Below are 18,538 nucleotides of genomic sequence, written 5' to 3' on the forward strand. Positions count from 1 at the left end.
CGGCCATTAAGACCGTCGGCATTAACGCTCGGTCAGTTTCAGTTCGATCCGGCGGTTCTGCGCGCGACCCTCGGCAGTGTCGCCCTCGGCCACGGGGCGGGTGTCGGCGAAACCCGCCGCGGCCAGACGGTTGGCGGGAAAGCCCAGCTCGTCGATCATGTAGCGCACGACCGCCAGCGCGCGACCCTGGCTGAGTTCCCAGTTGTCGCGATACCGGCCCGTTCCCGACAGGGGCGTGCTGTCGGTGTGCCCGTCCACGCGGATGATCCAGTCGATGTCCTGCGGGATGTCATCCGCAATTTCGGACAGCATCCGGGCGACGCCGGCGATCTGGTCGCGCCCGGCCGGCGACAGCGTCGCCTCGCCCGGTGCGAACAGCACTTCGGACTGGAACACAAAGCGGTCGCCCACGATCTGCACGCCTTCGCGTCCCGACAGGATTTGCGAAAGCCGACCGAAGAATTCCGACCGGTATCGCGCCAGATCGCGCGCCTCTTCCTCGGCCTTCAGGCGCGCCTCTTCCTCCAGCGCCAGGCGGCGGTCCTTTTCCTCGGCGGCGCGCAACAGCGCGGCGTTCAGTTGCTGACCCAGATCCTCGACCCGCAATTCCGCCTCGCGCTGGTCCTCGCCTGCGGTTTCCAGCAGCGCCTGAAGCGATCCCAGCTGCGCGGTCAGCGAGGCGACCTGTTCGTTCAGCAGCGTGACGCGGCGCTGGCTGTCTTCCGACAGATCCTGCTGTTCGGCAAGCCGTTCACGCGCGGCGGCCAGCAGCGCCGCCTGACGCTCGGCCTCGGTGGCGCTGGCGGCGGCTTCGTCTGACAATTCGTCGCGGGCGGTTTCGGCTGCGGCCAGCAGGGTCAGCGTTTCCTCGGCCTTCCGGCGGCTTTCCTCCAGCGCCAGCGTCATCGCCGTCAATTCGCTGTCGGCGCGTTCCAGACGGTCGCGCAGGGTCCGCGCCGCCTCGGCCTCGGCCAGCCGTGCGGCTTCGGCCTCGGTCAGTTGCGACTGCGCCTGCGCCAGATCCGATTCCAGCGTGGCGATCTGTTGGCCTGCCCCTTCGTTGCGGGCCTGCAAATCCGCGATCAGCGCCTGCAACGCCTCGCGCCGCGCGGCGGCCAGTCGGGCCTGTTCGGCCTGGGCGTCGATCTCTTCGCGGGCCGAGGCCACCGCCAGTTCGGCGGCCGAGGCGCGGTCGCGCTGTGCGTCCAGTTCGCTCTGCAAGCTCTGTGCCTGCGCCTCGGCCCGCTCGCGGTCGGCGGCGCGCGCGGCCATTAAAGCGGCCACCCCGGCCTCGAAATCGGTCAACCGGGACCGGGCCCGTTCCAACTGGTCGCGGTTGGCCTCAAGCTGGTTGTTCAGCCGGATGATGCGGGCGGCGCGGTCGCGGGCCTCGGCCTCGGTCTGGGCCAGCGCCTCTTCGGCAGAACGCGCGCGGATGGCCTGATCGGCAAGCCGGTCTTGCAGGTCTTCCTCGCGCCCCTCGGACGCGGTCAGGGCATCGCCAAGTGCTGCGACCTGTCGGCCCAGATCGCGCAATTGCCGTTCCTGACGCGAGATGGTCGTGTCCTGATCGGCAATCGTGTCGTCCTTGGTGCTGATCTGTTCGCGCAGCACCGACTGCACGATCATGAAGATCGTCAGGACGAACATCAGCACCATCAGCAGGGCCGTCATCGCATCGACGAAACCCGGCCAGATCGTGGACGAGAAACGGTTTCCCGACGAGGCGCGGTGCAACGCCATCCTAGCGCCGGTCCCGCGCGATCAACGGGTCTTGCAGCAGATCGTCGCGGAACGGATCGCCGAACCGCGCGGCCCGGACCGCCCGCGTCAGGACAAGGATGTCCGAGCGCAATTCGGCCACCATCTCGTCGCGGCCCTCGTTCAGATCGGCGACCAGACGGGACAGCGCGGCCTCGATCCCCGACAGGTCGGGCGGGGGCGCGGCGGGCTGATCGGCGCGCAGCCGCGCCAGTTCCAGCAACCTGTCCTGCCCGTCGGCCATGCGGTTGATGCCTTCGGTCAGCGTGGCGATCCGGGCGACCGACGCATCGCCCTCGGCCTCGACCCGATGCGCCAGCGCCTGGATCGCCTCGGCCATGACCACCACACGCTCATCCGCCATCGCGGCGGAGTCGTCGCGCGCCTGATCGCGTTCGGCGTGGAACTGCTGCAGACGGTCCATCTGCGCGCCCATCTGCTCCAGAAACCCTGTCAGCGCCACCTGATCAACCGCGTCGCTGTCCGGTCCTGCCAGGCTGATGCGGGTGAATCCCGACATCCATTCCTCAAGCTCGCGATAGAAGCGATTCTGCCCGTGGGTGACGAACAGCTCCAGCAGCCCCACCACCAGCGATCCGGCCAGACCCAACAGCGAGGACGAGAACGCCGTCGCCATGCCGCCAAGCTGCGCCTCCAGCCCCGACATCAGCTTTTCGAACACGTCGATGCCGGATTCGCCGCTTTGCGGCGCCAGCGCGCGTATCGTGTCGACCACCGCCGGAACGGTCGTGGCGAGGCCATAGAACGTGCCCAGAAGACCAAGGAAAATCAACAGGTTCGCGAGGTATCGCGTGATATCGCGCAACTCCTCGATCCGGGTCGCGACCGAATCGAGGATCGAGCGGGCCGAGCCGGTCGAGATCACGCCGCCCGCCGGACCGCGCGTTCCCAACAGCGCGGCCAGCGGTGCCAGCAGCCGGGGCGGAACGTCGCTGTCGGCCGCGCCGCGCGCGGCGACCCCCTTTTCCACCGCGTTGCGGCGTCGCCCGGCAAAGCGTTCGATCCAGCTGACCGAGCGGACCAGCTGCGCCACCTGCCAGAAACAGGCCAGGATCCCCAGGGCAAAGACCGTCAGGATCAACCCGTTCAGCCAGCGATTGGCCATGAAGATCGGCAGGATGCGGCCATAGGCCACGATTCCGCCCGCCAGAACCAGCGCCAGCACGGTCAGCATCAGCAGGATCTGCCGCACAGGTTGCGAGAAATGCAGCGCCGCCGGGGGCGGTGCGCCGGCGCCGGCGCGCGTGGCCCTGATCCGCCGCGTCGGCAGATGCAGCCGTCCCTGCGGTGTGCGTGTCGTGCCGTCGCGGTCGTCCGGCTGCTGGTCGCTGTCTGGATCGCTCAAACGTCCGGGTCCCGTGATCGTGGCCGACATCGTGATGGGCCGAGTGTAGGGTGCGGCTTGCCGCTTGCCAAGCGATCCGGACCCCTAGCTTGCCGCGTTCTGGTGCCGCTGCGCAAGCAGCCTGCGCACGTCGTCGGACAGCTGGTCCAGCATCTGGTCGGCCAGACCTATTTCGGCCAGATGGCGGGCGGTATTGAACAGGTAATCGGCGTTCGGGCCGCGGCCGCCGGCGGCGTGCGCAATGATGCGCGCCTGTTCGTTGACGCACAGCGCACCGGCATATTGCCAGTGATCGCGCCGCATCACATAGGCGACGGCCTGAACCTGCCGCCCGTCCTCAAGCGACAGCGGCAGGGTCATCTCGCGATAGGCGTCGGTGTCCAGTTCGCGGTCGCGCAGATACGCCATCACCTCGTCATGGCTGTCGTCGGGAATGCGCAGCGCAAGGCCGCTGCAGATCGCGCCGCGTTCGCGGTCCAGACCCAGCACCAGACCCGGCGCCTCCTCGGTGCCGCGATAGCGGGTCGAGCGCAGGCAGAACTTGCGGGCATAGCCGGTCAGCCGCGCCTTGACCGTTTCGGCCGGTTTGAAACCGGGGTCCCACATCAGCGAGCCGTACCCGAAAACCCAGATCGTCCTGTCCATCGCCGCCAAACCTTTCCTCGGGCCGGAAACTAGGACACCGGCCGGGCAGAGAAAAGCCCCCGCGTGACGCCGCATGCAGGCCGGGCGCGAATCGTGCGGCGGCGGCGTGCGACAGGGGCGGCGGGTCAGGGCTTGGGGGTCATGGCCACGCGGCCGAAATCGGGGGCCTCGGTGTCCTGTCCGGCCTCGATGATGCCGCGACGGATCGCCCGCGTGCGGGTGAAATAGTCGAACAGCTGCTGGCCGTCCTCCATCCGGATGGCGCGTTGCAGCATGAACAGCTCCTCGGTGAAGCGGCCCAGAATGTCCAGCGTGGCGTCGCGGTTGTGCAGGAAAACGTCGCGCCACATGGTCGGATCGCTGGCCGCGATCCGGGTAAAGTCGCGAAACCCGGCGGCGGAATACTGGATCACCTCTTCATCGGTGACGCGGCGCAGGTGATCGGCTACCCCGACCATCGTATAGGCGATCAGATGCGGCGCGTGGCTGGTCACCGCCAGGACCAGATCGTGATGACCCGCCTCCATCGTGTCGGTCTTGGCGCCCATCGCACGGACCAGACCCGACAGCCGCGCGACGGCCTCGGGATCGCTGTCGGGCAGGGGGGTCAGCAGCCACCAGCGGTTACGAAACAGCGTCGCAAAGCCCGAGCGGGGGCCGGAATGTTCGGTTCCGGCAAGCGGATGACCGGGGATGAAATGCACGCCCTGCGGGATATGCGGGCCGACCGCGTCGATGACCGACTGCTTGACCGAGCCGACATCGGTGATCGTCGCCCCCGTCTTCAGATGCGGACTGATCGCCGCCGCGACATCGCCCATCGCGCCCACCGGCACGGCCAGCACCACCAGATCCGCACCCGCGACCGCCGCCTCGGCGCTGTCCTCGATCCGGTCGCACAGGCCGATCTCGCGCGCGATGTCGCGCGTCTCCGCGCTGCGGGCAAAGCCCACGATCTCACGGGCAAGCCCGCCCTCGCGCATCGCATGGGCCATCGAACCGGCGATCAGCCCCAGCCCGATCAGCGCGACGCGATCATAGATCACGCTCATCCGTCCCTCCGATCCGCCATGAAGCGGCCAAGGCAGTCAAGCACGCGGCCGCAGCCGTCGGGATCGCCCACGGTGATGCGCAGCGCGTTGGGCAAGCCGTAGCCGCCCACGCGGCGCACAAGGATGCCGTCATGTCTCAGCGCGGCGTCGGCAGCCTCGGCCTGGGCCGCGTCCGCGAAACGCGCCAGCACGAAATTGGTGAAGCTTTCGTCGCAGGCGATGCCCATTGCGATCAGCCCCTGACGCATCCTGTCGCGCATCCTTGCGTTCAGATCGGCGCAATCGGCGATGAAACCGGTGTCGCGGATGGCGGCCTCGGCGGCGGCAAGCTGCGCGTTCGACAGGTTGAAGGGCTGGCGTATGCGGTTCAGCACGTCGATGATGTCGCGCTGCGCATAGCCCCATCCGATCCGCAGCCCGCCCAGCCCGTGGATCTTAGAGAAGGTGCGGGTCATGACGACGTTCGGATGCCGGTCGACCAGCGACGCGCCCCCATCCGCATCGCCCGAAAATTCCGTATAGGCGCCGTCATGGACCAGGATCACATGGGCGGGCAGACCGTCCACCAGGTGCTGCAATTCATCCTGGCCCAGCATGGTGCCGGTGGGGTTCGCGGGGTTGGCGATGAACACGATCCGGGTCCGGTCGGTCACGGCGGCAAGGATCGCGCCCACGTCGATGCGGCGGTCGGTTTCGGGCACGGTGACGGGTTCGGCGCCGACCATCCGCGCCAGAATCGGATACATCGAGAATCCGTGCCGCGTGGTGATGACCTGATCGCCCACCCCGGCATAGGCATGGGTGACGAATTGCAGCACCTCGTCCGATCCGACGCCGCAGACGATCCGGTCGGGGTCCAGCCCGTGCACCTCGCCGATCGCGCGGCGCAGGCCTGCATGATCGGTCGCGGGATAGCGGTGCAGATCCGCGGCGGCCGCCACAAACGCCGCCCGCGCCCGTTCGCTGCATCCAAGCGGATTTTCGTTCGACGACAGTTTCAGCACCCGGTCATGTCCCGCCAGGCTGCTCTCGCCGCTGACGTAAAGCGCGATCTGCATGATGCCGGGCTGCGGGGTAATCTGGGTCATTGGGCCTATCCTTCGGTCGGCGCCGGTCTAATCGGCGCGCCCGTTCATTGGAAGTGGCGAATTTCTTTGCCCTCGCCCGCCGGCTGTCCGATAAGACCCGCGTCACGAGTTGGTGGATCGCATGATCGACATCTATCGCAACGCGATGCGCACCGGCTGAGCGCGATCCTGTCGTGACCGGCCGTTCCACCGGGCCTGCGGTCACGCTGGACGGTTGACCGCGCCGCCCGGCTTGGCTATCAGCGCGCGGTGCCCGAAAGGGCGACGATTCAGTGAAAGAGAATGCCGTGGCCATCCTGTCTCGCTTCGGGGATGTGTCCGGCCAAGGAGAAGCGACATGAAACTGCACGAAATTCACGACAACGAAGGCGCGAACCGCAAGAAAAAGCGGGTGGCGCGCGGCCCCGGCTCGGGCAAGGGCAAGACCGCCGGCCGCGGCATCAAGGGTCAGAAATCGCGTTCGGGCGTGGCCCTGGGCGGATACGAAGGCGGCCAGATGCCGCTGTATCGCCGCCTGCCCAAGCGCGGCTTTACCGCACCGAACGCGAAATCCTTTGCGGTCATCAATCTGGGTCAGCTGCAAGGCTTCGTCGATGCCGGCCGGCTGGACGCCAATGCCGACGTGACCGAAGATGCGCTGGTCGAGGCGGGCATCGTCCGCCGCAAGCTGGACGGTGTGCGGCTGCTGGCCAAGGGCGAGCTGAAGGCGGCGCTGAACATCTCGGTCACCGGCGCCTCGAAGGCGGCGGTCGAGGCGGTCGAGAAGGCGGGCGGCAAGGTGACGCTGCCGGCGGCACCCGCGGCGGCGGAATAAGCTGTTGAACGGGGCGCCCGCGCCCCATAGATAGCGAACAGGATTTTCCAGGCGCCGCCGGTCCCCGGAAACGGGTCGGCGGCGCTGTCATGACACGGGACGGATTTACATGGCGTCAGCCGCAGAACAGATGGCCGCGAACCTCTCCTGGGGGGCTTTGGGCAAGGCCACGGAACTTCGCCAGCGTATCTGGTTCACGATCGGCCTGCTGATCATCTATCGCCTGGGCACCTATATCCCGGTTCCGGGCATCGACGGTGCGGCGCTGCGCAACTTCATGGAACAGGCCCAGTCGGGCATCGGCGGCATCCTGTCGATGTTCACCGGCGGCGCGCTGGGGCGGATGGGCGTCTTCGCGCTGGGGATCATGCCCTATATCTCGGCCTCGATCATCGTCCAGCTGCTGGCCTCGATGGTGCCGTCGCTGGAACAGCTGAAGAAAGAGGGCGAACAGGGCCGCAAGAAGATCAACCAGTATACCCGCTACGCGACCGTCGCGCTGGCGCTGTTCCAGGCTTACGGCCTTGCCCGCAGCCTCGAGGCGGGCGGGCTGGCGAATGCGCCGGGGCCGTTCTTCCAGGCATCGGTGGTGATCACGCTGGTCGGCGGGACCATGTTCCTGATGTGGCTGGGCGAACAGATCACCGCGCGCGGCATCGGCAACGGCATCAGCCTGATCATCTTCGTGGGCATCGTGGCTGAGATCCCGGCGGCGCTGGCGAATTTCTTTGCGCAGGGCCGGTCGGGCGCCATCTCGACCCCGGTGATCCTGGGCGTGGTGGTGATGGTGATCGCCGTCATCGCCTTCGTGGTGTTCATGGAGCGCGCGCTGCGCAAGCTGCGCATCCAGTATCCGCGGCGTCAGGTCGGCATGAAGATCTATGACGGGCAGTCGTCGCACCTGCCGATCAAGGTGAACCCCGCGGGCGTGATCCCGGCGATCTTCGCCAGTTCGCTGCTGCTGCTGCCGATCACGATCTCGACCTTCTCGGGCAACCAGACCGGGCCGATCATGTCCACGGTCCTGGCCTATTTCGGGCCGGGCCAGCCGCTTTACCTGCTGTTCTTCGCGGCGATGATCGTGTTCTTCACCTATTTCTACACCCAGAACGTGTCGTTCAAATCGGACGATGTGGCTGACAACCTGAAGAATCAGGGCGGCTTCATTCCGGGCATCCGTCCGGGCAAGCGGACCGAGGAATATCTGGACTATGTCGTCAACCGCGTGCTGGTGATCGGGTCGGCCTATCTGGCGGGGGTCTGCCTGCTGCCGGAAATCATCCGGCATCAATGGTCGGTGCCGTTCTATTTCGGCGGCACCTCGGTCCTGATCGTGGTTTCGGTGACGATGGACACCATCAACCAGGTGCAAAGCCACCTTCTGGCGCATCAATATGAGGGGCTGATTGAGAAATCGCAGCTTCGTGGTAAACGCAAGGCGGGAACCGCAAAACCGCGTCGCGCGCCGTCGCGTCGCTGAACCGGACTGACCGACAGCCAGCCGAGGGGGACAGGCTTCAATGACGATCAACATCATTCTTCTGGGGCCTCCGGGGGCCGGCAAGGGAACGCAGGCGCGCAGGCTGGTGGATGAGCGCGGGATGGTGCAGCTGTCCACCGGCGACATGCTGCGCGAGGCCCGCACCTCGGGCACCGAGATGGGCCAGCGCGTGGCCGAGGTCATGGATCGCGGCGAGCTTGTCACCGACGAGATCGTCATCGGCCTGATCCGCGAAAAACTGGCCGAGGGCGCGAAGGGGTTCATCTTCGACGGCTTTCCGCGCACGCTGGCGCAGGCCGATGCGCTGGGCGCGCTGCTGGACGAAACCGGCATGACGCTGGATGCGGTGATCGAGATGCGGGTCGATGACGAGGCGCTGGTGCGTCGCATCACCGGCCGCTTCACCTGCGGCAATTGCGGCGAGGTCTATCACGACGAAACCCGGCCGCCGGCGAAGGAAGGTGTCTGCGATGTCTGCGGCTCGACCGATCTGCGGCGGCGCGCCGACGACAACGAGGAAAGCCTCAAGACCCGGCTGCTGGAATACTACAAGAAAACCTCGCCGCTGATCGGCTATTACTATGCCAAGGACAAGCTGACATCGGTGGACGGCCTGGCCGAGATCGACGAGGTCGCACAGCGGATTTCAGCCGCGCTGGACGGCGCATAAACCGGGCGGTGCCGCGCTTTCGCCTGTTGTCAAGTCTTTTGGACCCACGCCCTTGACGGGGCGTGGGTCTGCCTTTAGATCACGGCATCTCGCAAGAGAATCATCCGGCACTCCGGATGGACCATAGACTGGCCCGAAGGCACGGCTTTCGGGCCTTGTGTTGTGAAAAAAGGTTCCGGTGCTACGGAACCGCAACTGGAAAAGGATAACGCGTGGCTCGTATTGCTGGCGTCAACATTCCGACGGGGAAACGTGTCCCCATCGCCCTGACCTATATCCACGGAATCGGCCCGATGTTTGCCGATCAGATCTGCGAGGCCGTCGGCATCGACCGGTCGCGTCGCATCAATGAATTGTCGGACGCCGAAGTTCTTCAGATCCGCGAATATATCGACGCCAACCTGACCGTCGAGGGCGATCTTCGCCGCGAGGTGCAGATGAACGTCAAGCGCATGATGGATCTGGGCTCGTATCGCGGCCTGCGTCACCGCCGCGGCCTGCCGGTCCGCGGACAGCGCACCCACACCAATGCCCGCACCCGCAAGGGCCCGGCCAAGCCGATCGCCGGCAAGAAGAAGTAAGGGGGACGGACAATGGCACGCGACAAGACTCGGACGAAGCGCAAGGAACGCAAGAACATCGCCACAGGTGTGGCGCATGTGAATTCCAGCTTCAACAACACCAAGATCCTGATCTCGGATGTGCAGGGCAACGCGATCTCGTGGTCGTCGGCCGGCACGATGGGCTTCAAGGGCAGCCGCAAATCGACCCCCTACGCCGCGCAGATGGCCGCCGAGGACGCCGGCCGCAAGGCACAGGAACACGGCGTGAAGACGCTGGAGATCGAGGTGCAGGGCCCCGGCTCGGGCCGCGAATCGGCGCTGCGCGCGCTGGCCGCTGTCGGCTTCAACATCACGGCGATCCGCGATGTGACCCCGATTGCGCATAACGGCTGCCGCCCGCCCAAGCGTCGCCGCGTCTGATCCTGGATTACAGCTGCAGGAACGCGCGCGACCCGCGCGCTTCTGTCATTTCGCATTCAACCTCGGGCGTTTCCGGCCTTGGTCATGGGCCGGAGACAAGTATGGAGGCAAATCCATGATCCACAAGAACTGGGCGGAGCTGATCAAGCCGACGCAGCTGGTCGTCAAGCCGGGCGCCGACGCCACGCGGACCGCGACCCTGGTCGCCGAACCGCTGGAGCGGGGCTTTGGCCTGACACTTGGCAACGCGCTGCGCCGCGTGCTGATGTCGTCGCTGCAGGGCGGGGCGATCACGTCGGTGCAGATCGACAACGTGCTGCATGAGTTCAGCAGCGTTGCCGGCGTCCGCGAGGACGTGACCGACATCGTGCTGAACCTGAAGGGCGTCACGCTGAAGATGGATGTCGAGGGTCCCAAGCGGCTGTCGCTGACCGCCAAGGGCCCGGGCGAGGTCAAGGCCGCCGACATTCAGGAAACCGCCGGCATCACCGTGCTGAACCGCGACCACGTCATCTGCCATCTGGACGAGGGCGCCGAGCTGAACATGGAACTGACGGTCGCGACCGGCAAGGGCTATGTCGCCGCCGACAAGAACCGTCCCGACGACGCGCCCATCGGGCTGATCCCGATCGACGCGATCTTTTCGCCCGTCAAGCGCGTCAGCTATGAGGTCACGCCGACCCGCGAGGGGCAGGTGCTGGACTATGACAAGCTGACGATGAAGATCGAGACCGACGGATCGCTGACGCCCGAGGATGCGGTGGCCTATGCCGCGCGCATCGTGCAGGACCAGCTTTCCGTGTTCGTGAACTTCGACGAGCCGGAATCGTCCAGCCGTCAGGACAGCGACGACGGGCTGGAATTCGATCCGCGCCTGCTGAAGAAGGTGGACGAGCTGGAACTGTCGGTCCGGTCGGCCAACTGCCTGAAGAACGACAATATCGTCTATATCGGCGATCTGATCCAGAAGACCGAGGCCGAGATGCTGCGGACCCCCAACTTTGGCCGCAAATCCCTGAACGAGATCAAGGAAGTGCTGTCGGGCATGGGTCTGCATCTGGGCATGGATGTCGTGGACTGGCCGCCGGAAAATATCGAGGATCTGGCCAAGCGGTTCGACGATCAGTTCTGACCGCTTCGAAAGACAGGCGCGGGGTTCGCCCCTCGCCACACCGGGCATCGCGCCCCAAGGAGAGTGGCCCGCACGCATGGGTCGCCGGACAAAGCAAAAGACGACATAGGAGATCATCATGCGTCACGCCAGCGGCTATCGCCGCCTCAACCGCACCCATGAACACCGCAAGGCGCTGTTCGCCAACATGGCCGGCAGCCTGATCGAGCACGAGCAGATCAAGACGACGCTGCCCAAGGCCAAGGAACTGCGTCCCATTGTGGAAAAGCTGATCACGCTGGCCAAGCGCGGCGATCTGCACGCGCGCCGTCAGGCCGCCTCGCAGCTGAAGCAGGACCAGCACGTCGCCAAGCTTTTCGACGAGTTGGGCGGCCGCTACAAGGATCGGCAGGGCGGCTATGTCCGCGTGCTGAAGGCCGGTTTCCGCTATGGCGACATGGCCCCGATGGCGATCATCGAACTGGTGGATCGCGATCCTTCGGCCAAGGGTGCGGCCGACCGCGCCCGGACCGAGGCAGAGGCCGGCACTGACGACTGATCGCAATCACAGGCGCGCATCCTTTGGGTGCGCGCCCGGCGAATCAGATGCCCCGCTGCTGCACAAGTGGCGGGGCATTTCTGTTGCCGGATGAGGGTTTAGGCGGTTCCGGAGGTTTCTGGACATGCTGCAAAACTGCCGCAGCGACCTGCCGCGCCTCGTCGCTGTCCAACTGCCCGCCGACCTGCAATGCCAGCAATTGCATGCGCAAATTGGCGGGCAGGGCGGCGACGGGATCGCGTTCGGTCACGGCAAATACTCCCGCCGATTAACAGACTAGCAACTATATTCGTCCATGAGTACTTTGTACGTTGACGGTTCCTAACGCAATTTGTCTAAAAAGTCATGTCATCACGCGCAGATATCAACGCCGGCTTGCGGAAACTGGGCAAATCTGCCCCATCGGGCTATTTTGTCGGCCTGCATATCCGCTTTGCCGCGCCGCTTATGCAATTTCAGACATATTCCGAGAAATGGGCGGAATTCTATTCCCAGAACGGCTATGCGCTGCGGGACCCCACGATCGCGTGGGGATTCTCGACCACCGGGGCGTGCCGATGGTCCAGCCTGCCCATTCCCGATCCTTTCAACATCCTCAAGGATGCGGCCGATCACGGTCTGACCTACGGGCTGACCGTCTCGCACGGCCCGATCAGTTCCCGCACCATTGCCAGCTTCGCGCGCGATGATCGCGAGTTCACGGATGACGAGATCGTCGAGATCTCGGCCACGGTACGACGGCTTCACGACATCACGGAGCCGCCGGCGAGCCTGACAAAGGCTCAGAAAGAAGCCCTTCGTTGCATCGCGGAGGGCGATCGTCACGCAGCAGCGGCTGCCAAACTTGGCATTACCGAAAGCGCGTTCAAGGCAAGGTTGATCTCGGTCCGCGAAAGACTGAAGGCACGAACCACGGCCGAGGCGCTGCAGAGGGCCAAGGAATACCGTCTGTTGTAGGCGTTCGCCCAGGGGAACCGTGAGGCAGTGTGGGGTCCCTCACACCCCAGGAGTACGTAAAATGCAGACGACCACCCTTTCATTCTCGAACCTCCACAATCACGGAGAGCTGTTCGCCAACCTGTTCCGGGCGCGCAAGCAAAGCTTCATCATCCAGAAGAACTGGGATCTTCCCGAAGCGGATGACATGGAGTTCGACCAGTATGACACGCCGCAAAGCCGCTGGATCGCGATCCACGACAAGGGCGAGGTGATGGCCGGTATCCGGCTGACCCCCACGACCGCGCGCTGCGGCATCTACAGCTATATGATCCGCGATGCGCAGAAGGGTATCCTGGGCGGCTCGATCCCGCAGGATCTGCTGTATGAAGAGGCGCCGGTCGAGGAACAGACCTGGGAATGCTCGCGCGTGTTCGTCAGCCACTCGATCCCGCAGATGTATCGCCGCCGGGTCCACTTCAAGATGGTCGAGGCGATGACCGGATCGGCGCGCGAACTGGGGGCGACCCGGCTGATCGCGCTGACCGGCGCCAACTGGCCGCGCTGGTATGGCCGCTGCGGGCTGGACGCGCAGGCCATCGGTCCCGAGATGTGGATCGACGACGGCAACTTCCAGTGCGTGTCGATCAACCTGGCAGGCAAGATGCACTGATCCTGCCGCACGCCGGAAGGGGGCTGGTCGGCCCCCTTCGGCGGACATAGGATGGCGCCGCCATGCCCGATCTGTTCGACACCAGCCCGCCTGACGGTTCCCCGCCCCCGACGCCGGTGCGGCCGTTGGCCGACCGCATCCGGCCGGCGCGGATGGGCGACGTGATCGGACAGGACCGGGTGCTGGGGCCCGACGGCCCGTTGGGGTCGATGCTGGCGGGGGGCAGCCTGTCCTCGCTGATCCTGTGGGGGCCGCCCGGTGTCGGCAAGACCACCATCGCGCGGCTTCTGGCCGATGAAACCGATCTGGCCTTCGTGCAGATCAGCGCGATCTTCACCGGCGTGCCCGATCTGCGAAAGGTGTTCGATTCCGCCCGGCTGCGCCGCCAGCAGGGGCGCGGCACGCTGCTGTTCGTGGATGAGATTCACCGCTTCAACAAGGCGCAGCAGGACAGCTTTCTGCCGCATATGGAGGACGGCACGATCCTGCTGGTTGGGGCGACGACCGAGAATCCGTCCTTCGAACTGAACGCGGCGCTGATGTCGCGGGCGCAGGTGATCGTCCTGGAACGGCTGAGCCTTGCCGATCTGGAACGGCTTGCCCAACGCGCCGAGAAAGAGCTGGGCCGCAAGCTGCCGCTGACCGCCCCGGCGCGCGAGGCGCTGCTTGAGATGGCCGACGGCGACGGGCGGGCGGCGCTGAACCTGATCGAACAGGTGGCGGCGTGGAAGACCGACGGGCCGGTCGATCAGCAGGCGATGGCGCAGCGCCTGATGCGGCGGGCGGCGAAATACGACAAGTCGGGCGACGAACATTTCAACCTGATCTCGGCGCTGCACAAATCGGTGCGCGGCAGCGATCCCGACGCGGCGCTGTACTGGTTCGGCCGGATGCTGGAAGGGGGCGAGGACCCGCGCTATCTGGCGCGCCGCATCGCGCGCATGGCGATCGAGGATATCGGCCTGGCCGACCCGGCGGCGGCGCGTCACTGTCTGGATGCCTGGGCGATGTATGAACGGCTTGGCAGTCCCGAGGGCGAACTGGCGCTGGCGCAGGCGGTGATCTATCTGGCGCTGGCGCCGAAATCGAATGCCGGCTATGTCGCCTACAAGGCCGCCCGGGCCGAGGCCCGGCGCACGGGCAGCCTGATGCCGCCCGCCCATATCCTCAACGCGCCGACGAAGATGATGAAGGAACAGGGCTATGGGGCCGGATACGCCTATGACCACGATGCCGAGGACGCGTTCAGCGGCCAGTCCTATTTCCCCGACGGAATGAAGCGTCCGGTGCTTTACACCCCGGTCGAACGGGGCTTCGAGCGCGAGTTGAAAAAGCGGCTGGACTGGTTCGTCAGCCAGCGCCTGAAGCGCGGCGGTTGACTTTGCCCGGCTTCCGGCACAGGACCACGCCATGATGGTTCCCTTTCTTCAGGTCGCGTTGGGCGGCGCCGCGGGCGCGACCGCGCGCTATGCCGTCTATCGCGCGATCCCCTGGCACGGGCCGGGTTTTCCGGTCGCCACGGGCGTCGTGAACGTGGCCGGCAGCCTGCTGATGGGGCTGCTGGCGGCGTTCATGGCGCATCGCTGGAACAGCCATTACGCGCCCTTGCTGCTGACCGGGGTGCTGGGCGGGTTCACGACCTTCTCGGCCTTTTCGCTGGACGCCTTCACCCTGTATGAACGGGGGCAGACAGGGGCCGCGCTGGTCTATGTCGTGGCGTCGGTGGTGCTGTCGCTGACGGCGCTTGTGGCCGGGCTGGCGCTTGGCCGGGGGCTGTGGGCATGAGCGGCGTGCAGACGGTCCAGATCGGGCGGGACGAGGGCGATCAGCGTCTTGATCGCTGGCTGAAGAAGAAATTTCCGCAGCTGACCCAGGGCGCGGTCGAAAAGCTGTGCCGCACCGGCCAGTTGCGCGTCGATGGCGGCAGGGTCAAGGCCAACACGCGGATCGAGGCCGGCCAGCAGGTGCGCATCCCGCCTCTGCCCGACGACACGGCCGCGCCGCGCGCCGATACCCCGCGTGTCCCCGACAGCGATCAGCAGATGATCCGGCAGGCCGTGCTGTGGAAGGACGATCATATCATTGCGCTGAACAAGCCGCCCGGCCTGCCGTCGCAGGGCGGCAGCGGGCAGGGCAACCGGCATGTGGACGGGCTGACCGGCGCGCTGATGTTCGGCTTCAAGGACCGGCCGAAGCTGGTGCACCGGCTGGACAAGGACACGTCGGGCGTACTGCTGCTGGCGCGGACCGACCGCATCGCCCGCGCCCTGTCGCAGGCGTTCCGGCTGCGCAGCACGCGCAAGATCTACTGGGCCGCCGTTGCCGGCGTGCCGACGCCGCGCATGGGCACGATCCGTTATGGCCTGGTCAAGGCGCCGGGGCATGGCCGCGGCGGAGAGGGCGAGAAGATGATCGCCGTCCACCCGCGCGACATCGACGCGACCGAGGGCGCCAAGCGCGCCACCACCGACTACGCGGTCCTGGATGCGCTTGGCACGCGGACAAGCTGGTGCGCGCTGGTGCCGATCACCGGCCGGACCCATCAGCTGCGCGCGCATATGGCCGAACTGGGCCATCCGATCGTGGGCGACGGCAAATATGGCGGCTCGGGTCAGGAAAATCAGGGCGACGGATGGGGCGCGCAACTGGGCGGAGAGATCAGCCGCAAGCTGCATCTGCACGCCCGCAGCCTGTCCTTCGATCACCCGATCACCGGGCAGCGGATCACCCTGACCGCCCCCTTGCCCGATCACATGCGCCGGACGTGGAAGACGTTGGGATGGCACGAAAATGACGTGCCCGACGACCCCTTTGCGGAGGATGCATGAAGCTGGTCATCTTCGACGTCGACGGCACGCTTGTCGACAGCCAGCAGCTGATCTTCACCTCGATGGGGCGCGGCTTCGATGCGGCCGGGCTGACACCCCCCGCGCGCGACCGGGTCCTGTCGCGCGTCGGGCTGTCGCTGGACCGGGCGGTGTCCGAACTTGCCCCCGCGGCGGGCGACGACGCGCATCGCCGGATCGTCGCCGGCTATCGCTCGGCCTATGCATTCGGGCGCCTGACCCAGCATCCGCCGTTATATCCCGGCGCGCGGGATTGTCTTGCGCGGCTGACCGCGCGCCGCGATCTGCTGCTGGCCATCGCGACCGGCATGTCGCGGCGCGGCGTCACGGCGATGATCGAGGCTTACGGGCTGGAAGGCGTGTTCGTCAGCCAGCAGACGGCGGACGACCACCCGTCAAAGCCCGCGCCCGACATGATCCTTGCGGCGCTGTCGGATACCGGCGTCGCGGCGGCGGAGTCGGTGATGATCGGCGATACCGAATACGACATGCAGATGGCGCGCAGCGCCGGCGTGACCGCATTCGGCGTCACCTGGGGCTATCACGCGGCCGAGGCGTTGCGGGCAGGCGGCGCGGCACAGGTGCTGCCCGATTTCGCGGCGCTGACCGACGCGATCGAGGAGTGGGCGGCATGACCGAATGGAAGGCGCGGCGATTCTGGCAACATGCGGGCGTGCGGTCCGAGGGCGACGGATGGCAGATCTTTCTGGACGACCGGCCGCTGCGGACCCCCGGCAAGCTGCCGCTGGCGGTGCCGACGCGGGCCTTGGCGCAGGCGATCGCCGATGAATGGGACGCGCAGACCGACGTGATCGCGCCGCACACGATGCCGCTGACCCGCGCGGCCAATTCGGCCATCGAAAAGGTCACGCCGCAATTCGATGCCGTCGCCGGGATGCTGACGGAATACGGCGCCACCGATCTTCTGTCCTATCGCGCCGAACGGCCCGAGGAACTGGTGCGCTTGCAGGCCGAAAACTGGGACCCGCTGATCGACTGGGCCGCCGATCATCTGCGCGCCCCGCTGCGGGTCACGCAGGGCATTCTGCCCGTGCCGCAGGACCCGCAGGTGATGGCCCGGCTGGATGCCCGTGTCCGGTCGCTGGATGCGTTCGGCCTGACCGCGCTGCACGATCTTGTGACCCTGCCCGGATCGCTGGTGATCGGTCTGGCGGTGCTGCACGGGCGGATCGACGCCGAGGATGCGCACCGGCTGTCGCGCATCGACGAAGAATACCAGATTGCCCAGTGGGGACGGGACGAAGAGGCCATGCAGGCGGCCGAAAATCGGCGTCAGGCGATCCTGTCGGCTGCACGGTTCTGGTCGCTGGCACGTCAGGGTTGAAGCGATCACGATGCCATGGGTCGGCTTGACCTGACCGCTCGTATCGGCACAATATCGCCCAGCGGAATCCCGCCGCCACAAGGCGGGATCCGGCCGGATCGAGGGGCAAGGGGCGGGCAGGGACGCATCCACCAGGGCCCGAAAAGGGGCAAGCATGATTGGAAGGGCGATACTCGGCGCGCTGGTCGCAACCGGGTTTTTTGAAACGACCGCCATGGCGGACGTGCTGGACGACATCCGCGAGCGTGACGAGCTGAGCTGTGGCGTCAATGCCGGGCTGGCGGGTTTCGCGGCGCCGGATGCGAACGGCAACTGGACCGGGTTCGACGTGGCGTTCTGCAAGGCCGTCGCCGCCGCCGTCCTCGGCGATCCGTCGAAGGCCAGATTCGTGCCCACCGATCTGGACACGCGGTTTCAGCTGTTGAAGGACGGGCAGGTCGATCTGCTGGTGCGGAACTCGACCTGGACGTTTTCGCGCGACACCGCGCTGGAACTGGAATTTGCCGGCGTCAATTACTATGACGGACAGGGGTTCATGGTTCGCAAGGATCTGGGCGCGACCTCGGTCAAGGAACTGGATGACCTGCCGATCTGCGTGCAGGCCGGTTCGACCAGCGCGCAGAACCTGAACGATTATTTCCGCGCCCACAACATGACCCTGCGCCCGGTCGAGGTGGTCAGCGACGCCGAGGGCGAGCGCCGATATACCGCCGGCGAATGCGCGGCCTATACCACCGATGCCTCGGGTCTGGCGGCGACGCGCGCGGCCTTTGCCGATCCCGAGAACCACATCGTCCTGCCCGAGATCATCTCGAAAGAGCCGCTTGGGCCGGTGGTGAACCAGAACGAAAGCCGGTGGGCCGATGTCGTGCGCTGGACGCTGTTCGCGCTGATCGCGGCCGAGGAATACGGCGTGACCTCGAAGAATATCGAGGAGTTGGTCAAATCCTCGACCAACCCCGAGGTGCAGCGGCTTCTGGGCGTCAGCGACGATCTGGGCGCGATGATCGGGCTGGACCGCGAATGGGCCAGGCGCGCGATCCAGGCCAGCGGCAATTACGGAGAGATCTTTGCCGCCAATATCGGCGAACAGACCCCGATCGGGCTGGCGCGCGGGCTGAACGCGCAATGGACCCAGGGCGGGCTGATGTATGCGCCGTCGTTTCGGTAAAGGCGGCGTCTTGGCGC

At 66.2% G+C, this 18,538-nt stretch carries 21 protein-coding genes; 15 read left to right on the forward strand and 6 right to left on the reverse strand.

Going from position 1 to position 18,538, the window contains the following annotated elements; translation table 11 throughout:
* Positions 1–21: 21 nt before the first annotated feature.
* The 5 genes from JHW45_RS07930 to hisC all read right to left on the reverse strand — a co-directional run bounded on the left by JHW45_RS07930 (position 22) and on the right by hisC (position 5,912).
* A complete protein-coding gene (locus JHW45_RS07930) occupies positions 22–1,743 on the reverse strand; it encodes a peptidoglycan -binding protein (RefSeq protein WP_272860336.1) in 1,722 nt (573 codons plus the stop codon).
* 1 nt (position 1,744) lies between these two features.
* Positions 1,745–2,992, reverse strand: a complete 1,248-nt coding sequence (locus JHW45_RS07935) for a biopolymer transporter ExbB (protein WP_419181859.1) — start codon at positions 2,990–2,992, stop codon at positions 1,745–1,747.
* 219 nt (positions 2,993–3,211) lie between these two features.
* The gene (locus JHW45_RS07940) at positions 3,212–3,772 is read right to left on the reverse strand and encodes a gamma-glutamylcyclotransferase (protein WP_272860337.1); all 561 of its coding nucleotides are present in this window, start codon (positions 3,770–3,772) and stop codon (positions 3,212–3,214) included.
* Positions 3,773–3,897: 125 nt separating this feature from the next.
* A complete protein-coding gene (locus JHW45_RS07945) occupies positions 3,898–4,824 on the reverse strand; it encodes a prephenate/arogenate dehydrogenase family protein (RefSeq protein WP_272860338.1) in 927 nt (308 codons plus the stop codon).
* Positions 4,821–5,912, reverse strand: a complete 1,092-nt coding sequence (hisC, locus tag JHW45_RS07950; protein ID WP_272860339.1) for a histidinol-phosphate transaminase — start codon at positions 5,910–5,912, stop codon at positions 4,821–4,823. The genes JHW45_RS07945 and hisC overlap by 4 nt, the downstream gene beginning before the upstream one ends.
* Positions 5,913–6,249: 337 nt before the next feature.
* Here hisC and rplO point away from each other — a divergent pair, with 337 nt between their 5' ends.
* From rplO to rplQ, 7 genes are all read left to right on the forward strand, one after another.
* Positions 6,250–6,726, forward strand: coding sequence for a 50S ribosomal protein L15 (rplO, locus tag JHW45_RS07955; protein ID WP_272860340.1), 477 nt, complete (start codon positions 6,250–6,252; stop codon positions 6,724–6,726).
* A 109-nt stretch (positions 6,727–6,835) separates the two neighbouring features.
* Positions 6,836–8,206 carry a preprotein translocase subunit SecY gene (gene secY / locus JHW45_RS07960; protein ID WP_272860341.1) on the forward strand — a complete coding sequence of 457 codons (1,371 nt, stop codon included), beginning with the start codon at positions 6,836–6,838 and terminating at the stop codon, positions 8,204–8,206.
* 40 nt (positions 8,207–8,246) lie between these two features.
* Positions 8,247–8,897 carry an adenylate kinase gene (locus JHW45_RS07965; RefSeq protein ID WP_272860342.1) on the forward strand — a complete coding sequence of 217 codons (651 nt, stop codon included), beginning with the start codon at positions 8,247–8,249 and terminating at the stop codon, positions 8,895–8,897.
* A gap of 212 nt (positions 8,898–9,109) precedes the next feature.
* Positions 9,110–9,478, forward strand: coding sequence for a 30S ribosomal protein S13 (gene rpsM / locus JHW45_RS07970; protein ID WP_272860343.1), 369 nt, complete (start codon positions 9,110–9,112; stop codon positions 9,476–9,478).
* Between the two features lie 12 nt (positions 9,479–9,490).
* Complete coding sequence (gene rpsK / locus JHW45_RS07975) at positions 9,491–9,880, forward strand: 30S ribosomal protein S11 (RefSeq protein ID WP_272860344.1); 390 nt, start codon at positions 9,491–9,493, stop codon at positions 9,878–9,880.
* Positions 9,881–9,995: 115 nt separating this feature from the next.
* Positions 9,996–11,012: a DNA-directed RNA polymerase subunit alpha gene (locus JHW45_RS07980; protein ID WP_272860345.1), complete on the forward strand. Its 1,017-nt coding sequence runs from the start codon at positions 9,996–9,998 to the stop codon at positions 11,010–11,012.
* A gap of 118 nt (positions 11,013–11,130) precedes the next feature.
* A complete protein-coding gene (rplQ, locus tag JHW45_RS07985) occupies positions 11,131–11,550 on the forward strand; it encodes a 50S ribosomal protein L17 (protein WP_272860346.1) in 420 nt (139 codons plus the stop codon).
* A 43-nt stretch (positions 11,551–11,593) separates the two neighbouring features.
* Here rplQ and JHW45_RS07990 read toward each other — a convergent pair whose 3' ends face one another.
* Complete coding sequence (locus tag JHW45_RS07990; RefSeq protein ID WP_272860347.1) at positions 11,594–11,800, reverse strand: hypothetical protein; 207 nt, start codon at positions 11,798–11,800, stop codon at positions 11,594–11,596.
* 95 nt (positions 11,801–11,895) lie between these two features.
* Between JHW45_RS07990 and JHW45_RS07995 the strand changes: the two genes are divergently transcribed.
* From JHW45_RS07995 to JHW45_RS08030, 8 genes are all read left to right on the forward strand, one after another.
* Positions 11,896–12,507 carry a helix-turn-helix transcriptional regulator gene (locus JHW45_RS07995; RefSeq protein ID WP_272860348.1) on the forward strand — a complete coding sequence of 204 codons (612 nt, stop codon included), beginning with the start codon at positions 11,896–11,898 and terminating at the stop codon, positions 12,505–12,507.
* A gap of 61 nt (positions 12,508–12,568) precedes the next feature.
* Positions 12,569–13,159, forward strand: coding sequence for an acyl-homoserine-lactone synthase (locus JHW45_RS08000; RefSeq protein ID WP_272860349.1), 591 nt, complete (start codon positions 12,569–12,571; stop codon positions 13,157–13,159).
* Positions 13,160–13,221: 62 nt separating this feature from the next.
* Complete coding sequence (locus JHW45_RS08005; protein WP_272860350.1) at positions 13,222–14,538, forward strand: replication-associated recombination protein A; 1,317 nt, start codon at positions 13,222–13,224, stop codon at positions 14,536–14,538.
* A 31-nt stretch (positions 14,539–14,569) separates the two neighbouring features.
* The gene (gene crcB / locus JHW45_RS08010; RefSeq protein ID WP_272860351.1) at positions 14,570–14,944 is read left to right on the forward strand and encodes a fluoride efflux transporter CrcB; all 375 of its coding nucleotides are present in this window, start codon (positions 14,570–14,572) and stop codon (positions 14,942–14,944) included.
* Positions 14,941–15,987, forward strand: a complete 1,047-nt coding sequence (locus JHW45_RS08015) for an RluA family pseudouridine synthase (protein WP_272860352.1) — start codon at positions 14,941–14,943, stop codon at positions 15,985–15,987. The genes crcB and JHW45_RS08015 overlap by 4 nt, the downstream gene beginning before the upstream one ends.
* A complete protein-coding gene (locus JHW45_RS08020; RefSeq protein ID WP_272860353.1) occupies positions 15,984–16,640 on the forward strand; it encodes an HAD-IA family hydrolase in 657 nt (218 codons plus the stop codon). Before JHW45_RS08015 ends, JHW45_RS08020 begins: the two co-directional genes overlap by 4 nt.
* Entirely contained in the window at positions 16,637–17,350 is a 714-nt protein-coding gene (locus JHW45_RS08025) for an ATP12 family chaperone protein (protein WP_272860354.1), read from the forward strand. Before JHW45_RS08020 ends, JHW45_RS08025 begins: the two co-directional genes overlap by 4 nt.
* Before the next feature lie 154 nt (positions 17,351–17,504).
* The gene (locus JHW45_RS08030; protein WP_419181846.1) at positions 17,505–18,521 is read left to right on the forward strand and encodes an amino acid ABC transporter substrate-binding protein; all 1,017 of its coding nucleotides are present in this window, start codon (positions 17,505–17,507) and stop codon (positions 18,519–18,521) included.
* Positions 18,522–18,538: the final 17 nt, after the last annotated feature.

Origin of the sequence: Paracoccus stylophorae (assembly GCF_028553765.1) — a bacterium.
Lineage (GTDB): Bacteria > Pseudomonadota > Alphaproteobacteria > Rhodobacterales > Rhodobacteraceae > Paracoccus > Paracoccus stylophorae.

What these genes read in the sequence shown, in the direction of transcription:
- JHW45_RS08030 (WP_419181846.1), top strand. Translation starts at nt 17,505, where the DNA reads ATGATTGGAAGGGCGATACTCGGCGCGCTGGTCGCAACCGGGTTTTTT.
- hisC (WP_272860339.1), bottom strand. Translation starts at nt 5,912, where the DNA reads ATGACCCAGATTACCCCGCAGCCCGGCATCATGCAGATCGCGCTTTAC.
- JHW45_RS08000 (WP_272860349.1), top strand. Translation starts at nt 12,569, where the DNA reads ATGCAGACGACCACCCTTTCATTCTCGAACCTCCACAATCACGGAGAG.
- JHW45_RS07965 (WP_272860342.1), top strand. Translation starts at nt 8,247, where the DNA reads ATGACGATCAACATCATTCTTCTGGGGCCTCCGGGGGCCGGCAAGGGA.
- JHW45_RS07995 (WP_272860348.1), top strand. Translation starts at nt 11,896, where the DNA reads ATGTCATCACGCGCAGATATCAACGCCGGCTTGCGGAAACTGGGCAAA.
- JHW45_RS07940 (WP_272860337.1), bottom strand. Translation starts at nt 3,772, where the DNA reads ATGGACAGGACGATCTGGGTTTTCGGGTACGGCTCGCTGATGTGGGAC.
- JHW45_RS07930 (WP_272860336.1), bottom strand. Translation starts at nt 1,743, where the DNA reads ATGGCGTTGCACCGCGCCTCGTCGGGAAACCGTTTCTCGTCCACGATC.
- rpsK (WP_272860344.1), top strand. Translation starts at nt 9,491, where the DNA reads ATGGCACGCGACAAGACTCGGACGAAGCGCAAGGAACGCAAGAACATC.
- rplO (WP_272860340.1), top strand. Translation starts at nt 6,250, where the DNA reads ATGAAACTGCACGAAATTCACGACAACGAAGGCGCGAACCGCAAGAAA.
- JHW45_RS07945 (WP_272860338.1), bottom strand. Translation starts at nt 4,824, where the DNA reads ATGAGCGTGATCTATGATCGCGTCGCGCTGATCGGGCTGGGGCTGATC.
- crcB (WP_272860351.1), top strand. Translation starts at nt 14,570, where the DNA reads ATGATGGTTCCCTTTCTTCAGGTCGCGTTGGGCGGCGCCGCGGGCGCG.
- JHW45_RS07980 (WP_272860345.1), top strand. Translation starts at nt 9,996, where the DNA reads ATGATCCACAAGAACTGGGCGGAGCTGATCAAGCCGACGCAGCTGGTC.
- JHW45_RS08020 (WP_272860353.1), top strand. Translation starts at nt 15,984, where the DNA reads ATGAAGCTGGTCATCTTCGACGTCGACGGCACGCTTGTCGACAGCCAG.
- JHW45_RS08005 (WP_272860350.1), top strand. Translation starts at nt 13,222, where the DNA reads ATGCCCGATCTGTTCGACACCAGCCCGCCTGACGGTTCCCCGCCCCCG.
- JHW45_RS08015 (WP_272860352.1), top strand. Translation starts at nt 14,941, where the DNA reads ATGAGCGGCGTGCAGACGGTCCAGATCGGGCGGGACGAGGGCGATCAG.
- JHW45_RS08025 (WP_272860354.1), top strand. Translation starts at nt 16,637, where the DNA reads ATGACCGAATGGAAGGCGCGGCGATTCTGGCAACATGCGGGCGTGCGG.
- secY (WP_272860341.1), top strand. Translation starts at nt 6,836, where the DNA reads ATGGCGTCAGCCGCAGAACAGATGGCCGCGAACCTCTCCTGGGGGGCT.
- rplQ (WP_272860346.1), top strand. Translation starts at nt 11,131, where the DNA reads ATGCGTCACGCCAGCGGCTATCGCCGCCTCAACCGCACCCATGAACAC.